A 12,121-nucleotide genomic window follows, 5' to 3' on the forward strand; every position below is an offset into this window, starting at 1 on the left:
CCTTAAAATTTTATGTTTTAAGGTTCTTAATTTTTACTCAATAAAATCATGACAAAATTTCAACAATTATCATATAAGTTTGCTTTTATCTTTCTATTAGGAATTTTAAACTTTTCCTTTTCGCAAAAAAAAGTTATTGGTTATATACCAAATTGGATTGATTTAAATGCTTTTTCTAATAGTATTCAATACAATAAATTAACACATATAAATATTGCGTTTGAAAATCCAGATGCAAATGGAAATTTAACTTTTCTAACAGCAAACAATACTATAATTCAAACTGCACATGCAAACAATGTAAAAGTGTTTGTATCCATTGGAGGAGGAGCTATTTCAGAAGGAGGAGCTATAAGAGATAATTTTTTTAATCAAATGAGTGCTGGTAACAGAGCATCATTTGTTCAAAAATTGACAAATTATGTTATAGCCCATAATTTTGATGGTATAGATGTCGATTTAGAAGGACCAGCAATAAATGCTGATTATGGGAGTTTTATAATTGATTTAGCAACAAGTTTACATGCAAATAATAAGCAAATAACTGCAGCACTTTCACAAGGTTATGGTGGAGCAAATGTGCCATCTTATACTTTTGCCTATTTTGATTGGATTAATATCATGGCTTATGATGCTACTGGACCATGGAATCCAAGTAATCCAGGACAACACTCTCCTTATAGTTTAGCAGTAGACCAATTTAATTATTGGACAGGTAGAGGTTTACCAAGCAATAAGGCAATAATAGGTGTGCCTTTTTATGGATATGGTTTTGGTAGTTCTGCTAACCAAGGTATTTCTTATGCAGATATTGTAAATACTTATCCAGGTGCTGAAAATACAGACCAAGTAGCCAATACAATTTATTATAATGGAATCCCAACAATAAAACAAAAAACTACTTTTGCAATTCAAAATGCTGGTGGAGTTATGATTTGGCAACTAGCTCAAGACGCAACTGGTTCAAAATCATTATTGTCAGCTATAAACGAAGTAATTAATGGCACTCAACCACCGCAAAATGGTGTTGCTACTGTTTATAAACATTGCAATTACGGAGGTTATAGTGTGAATTTACCTGTTGGGAATTACACTTTAAGTCAATTACAATCATTAGGTATATTAGACAATGATATATCATCAATTAAAGTTCAGAGCGGCTATGAAGTAGTTTTATATGCTAATAATAATTTTACAGGTTCATCAATAATTGTTAATACAGACGATACTTGTTTGGTAGATAATAATTTTAATGATGTAACAACTTCTTTGCGAGTTAGAACAGTAACAAACGCATCTTCCATTTTAATTCAAGCAGAAGATTATTCTAATATGAATGGGATTCAAACAGAGCCAACGACAGATTTGGGAGGTGGCTTAAATGTTGGATATGCAGATACAGGTGATTGGATGGCTTATAATAATATTACTTTTCCTACTACTGGTTCTTATTTAATAGAATATAGAGTAGCTAGTGCCATAAATGGAGCAAGTTTATCGGCTGATTTAAATGCAGGAACCATTCAATTAGGAACAGTAAATGTACCAAATACTGGTGCTTGGCAAAATTGGCAAACCATTTCACAAACAGTAAATGTAAACGCGGGAACATACAATTTTGGTGTTTATATTCAAAGTAGTGGTGTTAACCTAAATTGGATAAGAATTACAAAAGTCGGAAATGCATTAGCTAGACAAGTTGTTAGTGAGGAAAAGAAAAGTATCCTCATTTATCCTAATCCAGTAGAAAATACTCTAAACTTTTCTACAGATTTAAAAAATACTAAACTTAAAATTATTGATTTTCAAAGAGGTATTTACTTGGAATTACCAATTGGCAATGATAAAAGTCTTGATGTATCAACTTTAGCACCTGGAATTTATGCAGTGGTGTTAGAAATTGAAGGGCAAAGAATAACTAAAAAGTTCGTAAAAAAATAAATAGATTAATTAAAGCTAATAAATATGAAAACAAATATAACCATTACTCTTATTTCACTTTTTTTTATAAATACAGCTTTTTGTCAAAATTGGCAACTAGTATGGCAAGATGAATTCACAAATTCGATTAGTTCAGATTGGGTTTTTGAAACTGGTAATAGTGGTTGGGGCAATAATGAATTGCAATTTTATCGACAACAAAATGCAACTGTTGAAAATGGAAATTTAGTTATTACTGCAAAAAAAGAATCTTATGGAGGAGCAAATTATACCTCCGCAAGAATGAAAACGCAAGGTAAAAAATCTTGGAAATATGGAAAAATAGAAGCAAGAATTGCCATGCCTGCATTTCAAGGAATATGGCCAGCTTTTTGGATGTTAGGGAACAATATCAATGATCCTAATGTTGGTTGGTCAAAATGTGGTGAAATTGATATCATGGAACATGTTAATACTGGAAACCAAATATTCGGTACAATTCATTGGGATCATAATGGCTATGTTTCTTATGGAGGAAATACTACAGTAAACAATATTACTGCTTATCATACTTACACAATAGAATGGGACGAAAATTTAATCAAATGGTTTATCGATGGCGTTAAATATCACGAAGTTAATATTGCAAATGGAGTAAATAGCACAAATGAATTCCATCAAAATTATTTTATCTTATTAAATTTAGCTGTTGGAGGAAATTGGCCTGGTTACAACATCGATAATAATGGTTTTCCAGCAAAAATGCTAGTAGATTATGTTAGAGTTTACCAAAAAACTGCTAGCCTTCCTTCTGTATTTATTCAAGCAGAAAATTACTCGTCTATGAATGGTGTTCAAACGGAACCAACTACAGATGCTGGAGGTGGTTTAAATGTTGGATATGCAGATACAGGTGATTGGATGGCTTATAACAATATAAATTTTCCTACTTCAGGTTCTTATTTAATTGAATATAGAGTGGCTAGTGCAGTGAATGGTGCCAAGATATCTGCTGATTTGAATGCAGGAAGTATTCAATTAGGTTCTTTAAATCTCCCAAATACTGGTGGTTGGCAAAATTGGCAAACCATATCACATACTGTAAATGTAAATGCAGGAACTTATAATTTTGGAATTTATATACAAAATAGTGGCGTAAATCTAAATTGGATAAGAATTACTAAAGTAAATAATATAGTATCTAGAGATGGAATTTCAGAAGAAGGTAAAGATTTAGTCATTTATCCAAATCCTGTACAAAACACACTTCATTTTACTGCTGATATTAGTGATTCGAAAATTACTATAATTGCTATTGAAACAGGGGTAATTATTGATTTGCCAAAACAAAATGACAACAACTTAGATGTTACTGCATTAAAACCAGGTATTTATTCTATTATAATTGAAAAAGGAGATATAAAAAAGGAAATAAAATTTATAAAAAAATAAAAAAGAATAGTTTATTTAAGAAAACAGTATCAATTTTGGTACTGTTTTTTTATAAAAATTTGTTTGTTAAATCAATTATTCAAAATTTTATTTTTAACATCTTTTCCATAATTTCTTCCAATAGGTAGTTTGTGTGAGAGGATTTGAATTCTATTACCTTCTATAGATTTGATTTTATCAATTGCTATTGTGAATGATTTATGAATTCTAATAAATTTATCAATGGGTAATTCTTCTGTTAAGGAGGTTAGAGATCGAAGTGTAATGTATGATTTATCTGTAGTAACAACTTTGATGTATTCTTTCATACTTTCTATAAATAAAATATCTTCAATTAAGATTTTAATCATTTTTTTATCAGATTTAATAAAAATATGATGGTCTACTCTCAAATTTTCAGATTTAATATTATTTTTCAAATCAAATTCTGCCGTAATTTTACTAATTGATTTAATAAATCTAGGAAGAGGAATTGGTTTAACAAGATAATCTAATACATCTAAATCATAACTTTCAGCAGCAAATTCTCTAAAGGCAGTTGTAATTATTACTTTAGTATCAATTAGTTTAATTAATTCAAACCCATTCATCATAGGTATATTTATATCTAAAAATACAATGTCTACAGCATTATTTTTTATAAAATCCAATGCTTCTATAGAATTATAAAAAATGCCAGTAACTTCAAAGTCAGGAAAATTAACTAAATAACTTTGCAGTACTTTAACAGCAAGTGGTTCGTCATCTACTAAAACACATTTAATCTTCATAAATTGGTATTTTCAAAAGAGTAATAAAATAATCAAATTTTATACTTTGTTCTAAAATAAAGTTATCTTTAAAAAGCAATTTTAGTCTACTTATAGTGTTTTGTAAACCAATTCCTTTTTTTGATTTGGGGTTTTGTGAAGATACAAAATTATTTAGTATCTCAAAATTTAACATAGAATTATTATCTATCTTAACATTGATTTTTATTCTTAAATTTTTGTTATTTATTCCACCATGTTTAAAAGCATTTTCAATAAATGAAATCAGTAATAATGGAGGAACTTTTACTGAATCTATATTTGAATTTATATTAATGCTTACATCTATATCATTAAAGCGAAGTTTTTCAATTTCAATATAGTTTTGGATGTAATCTATTTCCTTAATTAAAGATACAAATTTGGTCTCTTTAATGTCATATAAAACATATTCCATTAATTTAGAAAGTTTTAAAATTACCATTGGTACTTTTTCGGATGAAGCTAATGATAGTGAGTATAAGTTATTTAAGGTATTAAAAAAAAAATGTGGTTGAATTTGAGTCTTTAAATATTTTAATTTTATTTTAAATTGACTTTCTGTTAAAGCTCTATTTCGTTCTTTTTCTTTTAACCAAGTAAGTGTAAAATAAACTGAGGAAGCCATTGAAAGCACATATAGCTCACCAATGCAAACAGCAACAATATGATTAATATCAAAGGGTTTATATTCTCTATTAGCTTCAGGCCATATATTCTCTGAGATTAAAAAATAAGTAAGACCAGTTTTTAGTAAATAAATAACAAAAAGACTGAATAAAAGTGCAATGGCATATTTTAAATATTTAGATTTTAAAACATATTTAGGGACTAAAAATAGTAGATTGAAATACACTAGAGGAATATGTAATGTAAATTCAATAATGTTAGATTTAAAAGAGTACTCATAATTATTAAAATAAGCACCCCATCTAAATGTGTTTAGAATAAAGTACATACCCCAAAACCAAAAATGATATTTAAGTTTTATTTCAAAGTTTATTTTATTCACATGATTTATTTATTTCAAAATTGATAAAAAATATGTTTTAATGATTTACAATTTTAGTTAAATTATTGTATAAAATTATATTTTTTAATAAAAAATAATTAAATTCTTTTCTTTAGGAATAATTATTTTTCTTAAAGAAATGTTGTTTTATAACTTTTTTGATGAATCAAAAAAAACATTTTGTTGATTGAATTTTGTCGTTTGTTGAATGTAATTTACCGTTTGTTTAATATATTTTTTTTTGAAATAGCATAAGAATAAATTTACATTATTAACTAACAAACAAACACATTATTTTAATGAAAAAATTTATTTTACTTATTATGATTCTTTTTGTATCGCAATTTTCTTTTGCACAAGCAAAAACAATCAATGGTATAGTGACTGACCTTGAAGGTATACCATTACCATCTGCTAATATTGTTATTCAAGGAACAACAAGAGGAATAGACTCAGATTTTGATGGAAAATTCTCTATTGAAGCTAAAGTAGGAGAAACTTTAATAATTTCCTATATTGGTTATGAAACGCAAAGTATTTTAATTGGTGAAGAAACAGACATTAAAATACAACTTAAAGAATCGAGTACCACTAACTTAAAAGAAGTTATAGTCACTTCATTAGGTATAAAGAAAACAAGGAAATCATTGACTTACTCAGCTCAGGAGATAAAAGCTGAAGAGCTTACTAGAGTAAGAGATGTTAATCTTGTTAATACAATTGCAGGTAAAATTGCAGGTGTAACAGTTACTAAAAGTGCAGGAGGAACAGGAGGATCTACAAAAGTAATCATTCGTGGAAATTCTTCCGTGAGTAATAATCAACCCTTATACGTAATTGATGGTATTCCTATGTTAAATTCTGGTTCAGGTCAGCCTAATGATACATTTGGTAGTTTAGCAGGTGGAAATAAAGATGGTGGTGATGTTGTGTCTTTAATTAATCCAGATGATTATGATGGAATGACAGTTTTAAAAGGTGCAGCGGCTTCTGTATTATATGGTAGCCAAGGTGCTAATGGCGTAATTTTACTTTCTTCTAAAAAAGGTAAAATAGGGAAAGTAAATATAACAGCATCATCAGTAACCACTTTTGAAACAGCTGCTTATTTACCAGAATTTCAAACCGATTATATAGCAGCACCTGGAGCAGATGAAAGTTGGGGAGCGGCTCAAAAAACAAGAAATCATGTTAAAGATTTTTTTGAAACAGCTGTTACTCAAACTACATCATTAGGTTACTCTATGGCTTCGGAAACTTCTTCAACTGCATTCTCTTTTGCTAATGTGAGCGCTTCTGGAATTATGCCAGAAAATAATTTAAAGAAAAATAATTTTGGTATTCGTCAAACAGCAAAAATTTTTAAAGATAAATTGACTTTTGCTGCTAATGCAAATTACACTTCTCAATCAATTATTAATAAACCAGTTAATGGATTTTATTTTAACCCACTTACAGGTGTTTATCTTATGCCAAGAGGAAATGATTTTAATTATTATAAAAATAATTTTGAAGTTTTTGACCCTACAAGAAACTTAATGGCTCAAAATTGGATGACTAATAGAGATATTATGCAAAACCCATATTGGGCAATAAATAGAAATAAATCAGAAGATGAAAATCATTATTTTAATGGAGCTTTAGCTTTAACATATAAAGCAACAGATTGGTTAAGTATTGCTACAAGATATAGTTATAATAGAATAACAAGTTCGTTTGATAAAAAAATATATGCAACAACACAAGGAACGCTTTCTCATTTAAACGGAAGATATATTAACGAAAATTCATTTAGCGCACAAAGATATGCAGATTTGATTGCTACTATTACTACAAAATTTAATGAAGATTTTAGTTTTAATGCAAATATTGGTACAAGTATTACTAATACATTAATTAATCAAAAAACAGGTTTAGACTCAGGAATTAGTGCAGGATTACAATATGCAAACTGGTTTACATTACATAATTTTAATAATAATAATGGAAATTATCAAACAATAGATTCTAGAAAAGAAATTCAATCGGTATTTGCAGCGACAACTTTTGGTTACAAAGATAGGTTGTTTTTAGATCTTGCAGGAAGAAATGATTGGTCATCAACTTTAGTTAATTCAGATAATATAGGATTTTTCTATCCATCTGTTGGATTAACAGGAATATTAAGTGAAATGGTTGAGATGCCTGAGTTTATAAATTTCGGAAAAGTTCGTGCCACTTTTGCTCAAGTGGGAAATGATATATACCCATTTATTACTTCACAAACATATTATTATAATACAGGAATAGGAGACCCTAGACCTAATGCTGGACCAAAAACTGGAACTACTTTAAAACCAGAATTAAAATCCGAATATGAATTTGGTACCGAATGGAGAATGTTTAATAATAGATTAAGTTTTGAAATATCATATTATAATTCAGAAACTAAAAATCAATATTTGCAAGTATTAGCACCTGTTGGAAATAGAGAAGGAGTTATTTATTATGGTTTTAATGCTGGAAATATAGAAAACAAAGGTATTGAAGCAATTGTTACAGGGGGAATTATAAGAAATGACAAATTTTCTTGGGATACAACTATTAATTTTTCAAAAAATAAAAATAGAGTAAATGGAATTCCAACAGAATTAGGAGGTAGATTAAATTTAACTGAAGCTGGTGTAAATAGCTATAGATATGCGTTGATAGAAGGAAGACCTTTTGGTGTTATTGAAGGAATCAACTTTAAAAAAGATGATCAAGGAAGAATATTATTAAATGATGATGGAACATTTCAAAGAACAGATTTCGAGGAAGTGGGTAATTCAAATCCAGATTTTATGTTAGGCTTTTCAAATACATTTAAATTAGGTTCTTTTACAGCAAACATATTATTAGATGGTCGTTTTGGTGGAGATGTAATGAGTTTAACTCAAGCTCAAAATGATGCTTTTGGAGTTTCTAAAGCTTCTGGAGATGCTAGAAATGCTGGTGGAGTAGCAATAAATGGTGTAAGAGCTAGTGATGGAGTGCCAATAACTAGTGTAGATGCACAATCCTATTATACCCAAGTGGGAGGAAGAGCAGGAATCTCTGGAGAATATGTATATGATGCAACAAATGTTAGTGTTAGAGAAGTCTCGATTGGTTATAATATAAATTCTAAATTACTGCCTTTTATTGAAAAAGCAAGTGTTTCACTAATAGCTAGAAATCTATTCTTTATTTATAAAGATGCTCCTTTTGACCCAAATATTGCATTGAGTACAGGAGAAGGCTTACAAGGTGTTGATATTTATGGTTTGCCTTCTACTAGAAGTATAGGTCTTAATTTAAATATAACTTTCTAAACAAAAACAAAATGAAACTTTATAATATAATAAAAACAACTATAATTATTTCGCTTCTTACCGTAGTGAGTAGTTGTACAGATAATTTTGAAGAGATTAATACTAATCCTAATGGTATTACACCTGAACTTTTTGAACAAGATTTTAATCATATTAAAGGAGGATTTGCTCCAATGTTTAATAATATTCAAGTATTAACACCTGAATGGGTTTATCAATTACAGCAAGGATTAAATTGCGACATTTGGTCTGGTTATATGGCAACTCCAACACCATTTGCTGGTGGTGTGAATAATACTACCTACTCATTGGTTGATGGTTGGAATGGATTTATTTGGGATTATGCTTATAGAAATGTCATGTTTAATGCTTACGATATTGCTAATAAAACAAAGGATAGGTATAATCAATTTTATGCGCTATCTTTAATCTTGAAAGTAGAAGGTATGCATAGAGTTACAGATACTTTTGGTCCTATTATTTATTCCGATTTTGGTTCGCAAGCAACTACTATTGAATATGATTCTCAAGAAGAAGTTTATAATCAAATGTTTGAAGAACTTGATTTTGCAGTTGCAGAATTGACAACTAGATATAATGCTGGTGAAGAATCAACATTTGTTTCAACAGACTTATCAGGATATAATGGTGATTATAAAGCTTGGGTAAAATTTGCAAATACATTGCGTTTAAGATTAGCAATGAGAATTGTTAAAGTTAATCCAGTTTTAGCAAAACTAGAAGCAGAAAAAGCAATTGCTCATGAATTTGGTGTAATGACTGTAAATGAAGATCTTTTTAAAATTGTATCACCAGTGTATACAAATCCAATTGCAACAATAAGTAATTCATGGTTAGACATTAGAATGTCTGCCGATATGGAATCTATTTTAAAAGGTTATGAAGATCCTAGAATAGCATCTTATTTTAATGTTTCAACCCAATTTCCAGGTGAATATAAAGGTGTTCGTACAGGTATCGAATTAATTGCCAAAGCAGATCATCAAGATTTCTCAGGAATAGGTTCGGTTGTTAGTTCAAATGAAATTGTTTTAATGACTACGGCAGAAGCCTATTTTTTAAGAGCAGAAGGAGCTTTAAGAGGATGGAATATGGGTGGAACAGCTCAAGATTTTTACGAGCAAGGTATAGAAATGTCTTTTAACCAACGAGGAGTTTCGGGAGCTGCGGCTTATAAAGTAGATAATGTAAAAACACCTATTGCTTACGTAGATCCTAATTTTCCAGTAAATAATTCTGCTCCAGTTAATAATGTAACAATTGCTTGGGATGATGCAGATACAAATGAAGTTAAATTACAGAAAATCATTACTCAAAAATGGATTGGAGGTTTTCCTGAAGGGCAAGAAGCATGGTCAGATTATAGAAGGACTGGATATCCAAAACTTTTCCCCGTATTAGTAAATTATAGTGGAGGTACTATTACAACACAATTTGGACCAAGAAGAATTAACTTTGTACAATCAGAAAGAACAAATAATCCAGGAGGTGTAGCAAGTGGAATTTCAAACTTAGGAGGTCCAGATAATGGCGGTACAAGAGTATGGTGGGATACAACAGGACCTAATTTTTAATATATACATAAAAATTTAAGGAATCCGAAATAAAATATGTATAATAAATATTACATAAAATGAAAAGTGCTGTGGAAATAAAACAGAATATTAGCTTTAAAAGCGCTGGTAAATTTGAAGAAACAAGATTTGAGAAAATTCACTGTGAAATTTTTAAAAATTCTTTTGATGCTTCTAAAATTATAGCTCAAGAAATTGCACAATTAATTAAGGCAAAAAAAGAGAAAGATAAAACATGCGTATTAGGCTTAGCTACTGGTTCTTCACCTATAAAAGTGTATGAAGAGTTGGTAAGAATGCATAAAGAAGAAGGATTGAGTTTTAATAATGTAATTACCTTTAATTTGGATGAATATTATCCAATGAATAAAGAGAATAAACAAAGCTATTATCATTTTATGCATGAGCACTTATTTAATCACATAGATATTAATCCAGAAAATATAAATATTCCAGATGGAACAATACCTATTGATGAATTAAATCAATATTGTATTGATTATGAAATGAATATTAAAAAAGCTGGGGGACTAGATTTCCAATTACTTGGAATAGGAAGAACAGGGCATGTAGGATTCAATGAACCAGGTTCTCATATCAATTCTGGAACTAGAATAATTACGCTAGATCATATTACTAGATCGGATGCATCTTCAGATTTTAATGGTATTGATAACGTCCCAAAAAGAGCAATAACAATGGGAGTTTCTACCATATTAAGATCAAAAAGAATAGTTTTAATGGCTTGGGGACAAAATAAAGCGTCCATAATTAAAAGAACAGTTCAAGGTGAAATTAGTTCTGAAGTTCCAGCTACTTTCTTACAGAATCATAATAATGCTACTTTTGTTTTAGATCAATCGGCTGCATTAGAACTAACTCGTTTTAAAACTCCTTGGTTAGTAGGAGAATGTATCTGGACGCAAGAATTAAAGAGTAAAGCAATAGTTTGGCTTTGCCAAAAAACAAAACAATCCATTCTAAAATTAACGGATAGAGATTATAACAATAATGGAATGTCAGATTTATTAGCTCAAGAAGGTTCAGCTTATAATTTGAATATTAATATGTTTAATGTTTTACAACATACAATTACCGGTTGGCCTGGTGGAAAGCCAAATACAGATGATACTAACCGACCAGAAAGAGCTTTTCCAGAAAAGAAAAGAATCATCTTATTTAGCCCGCATCCAGATGATGATGTGATTTCTATGGGAGGGACTTTTTCAAAATTAATTAAACAAGGTCATGATGTTCATGTGGTGTATCAAACATCTGGAAATATTGCAGTAACAGACGAAGAGGCATTAAAATTTGCTGAGGTTTGTAATGATTTTGTAACTGAGGAAAATTGTAATATTAATTTCTCTAAAATTATTTCTTTTTTAAACTATAAAAATGAAAATGAGATAGATATTCCAGATGTTAGAAAATTGAAAGGACTTATCAGAAGAAGAGAATCATATGCAGCAACTAGATATATTGGATTAAAAGATGAAAATATTCACTTTTTAGACCTTCCTTTTTATGAAACAGGACAAGTAAAGAAAAATCCATTAGGAAAAGAAGATATTAATATGGTAAGTGATATTATTAAAAAGATAAAACCACATCAAATATTTGCTGCGGGTGATTTAGCCGATCCACATGGTACTCATGAAGTTTGTTTGAATGCAATTTTTACAGCTATGAAAAATTTAAAGTCACAATCTTTTATGAATGATTGCTGGTTGTGGTTATATAGAGGAGCATGGCATGAATGGGACATACACGATATAGATATGGCTGTTCCTTTAAGTCCAGATGAGGTACTCTTAAAAAGACATGCGATTTTATTTCACCAATCTCAAAAAGACAGAGTAATGTTTCAAGGAAACGACTCTAGAGAATTTTGGGTTAGGGCAGAAGAAAGGAATAAAAACACAGCTAAATTATATGACGAATTAGGATTAGCTGAATATGAAGCAATAGAGGCATTTAAAAGATTTCTCTATTAAAAAATATTTTATTTGAGTTAAGGGA

At 29.4% G+C, this 12,121-nt stretch carries 7 protein-coding genes; 5 read left to right on the top strand and 2 right to left on the bottom strand.

Annotated elements, in window-relative coordinates; all coding sequences use genetic code 11:
- Positions 1-48 precede the first annotated feature (48 nt).
- Complete coding sequence (locus tag ACULEV_RS05250) at positions 49-1,941, top strand: glycosyl hydrolase family 18 protein (RefSeq protein ID WP_445457621.1); 1,893 nt, start codon at positions 49-51, stop codon at positions 1,939-1,941.
- 24 nt (positions 1,942-1,965) lie between these two features.
- Complete coding sequence (locus ACULEV_RS05255) at positions 1,966-3,372, top strand: carbohydrate-binding protein (RefSeq protein ID WP_445457622.1); 1,407 nt, start codon at positions 1,966-1,968, stop codon at positions 3,370-3,372.
- Between the two features lie 71 nt (positions 3,373-3,443).
- Here ACULEV_RS05255 and ACULEV_RS05260 read toward each other — a convergent pair whose 3' ends face one another.
- Positions 3,444-4,142, bottom strand: a complete 699-nt coding sequence (locus ACULEV_RS05260; RefSeq protein WP_445457623.1) for a LytR/AlgR family response regulator transcription factor — start codon at positions 4,140-4,142, stop codon at positions 3,444-3,446.
- Positions 4,132-5,172: a sensor histidine kinase gene (locus tag ACULEV_RS05265; protein ID WP_445457624.1), complete on the bottom strand. Its 1,041-nt coding sequence runs from the start codon at positions 5,170-5,172 to the stop codon at positions 4,132-4,134. Before ACULEV_RS05265 ends, ACULEV_RS05260 begins: the two co-directional genes overlap by 11 nt.
- A 299-nt stretch (positions 5,173-5,471) precedes the next feature.
- Here ACULEV_RS05265 and ACULEV_RS05270 point away from each other — a divergent pair, with 299 nt between their 5' ends.
- From ACULEV_RS05270 to nagB, 3 genes are read left to right on the top strand one after another with little or no spacing between them, the layout of a single operon-like run.
- On the top strand, positions 5,472-8,504 hold the full coding sequence (locus ACULEV_RS05270) for a SusC/RagA family TonB-linked outer membrane protein (RefSeq protein ID WP_445457625.1): 3,033 nt from the start codon (positions 5,472-5,474) through the stop codon (positions 8,502-8,504).
- 11 nt (positions 8,505-8,515) lie between these two features.
- On the top strand, positions 8,516-10,099 hold the full coding sequence (locus ACULEV_RS05275) for a RagB/SusD family nutrient uptake outer membrane protein (protein WP_445457626.1): 1,584 nt from the start codon (positions 8,516-8,518) through the stop codon (positions 10,097-10,099).
- A gap of 59 nt (positions 10,100-10,158) precedes the next feature.
- Positions 10,159-12,096, top strand: a complete 1,938-nt coding sequence (gene nagB / locus ACULEV_RS05280) for a glucosamine-6-phosphate deaminase (RefSeq protein ID WP_445457627.1) — start codon at positions 10,159-10,161, stop codon at positions 12,094-12,096.
- Positions 12,097-12,121 lie beyond the last annotated feature (25 nt).

Source organism: Flavobacterium sp. HNIBRBA15423, assembly GCF_052655965.1.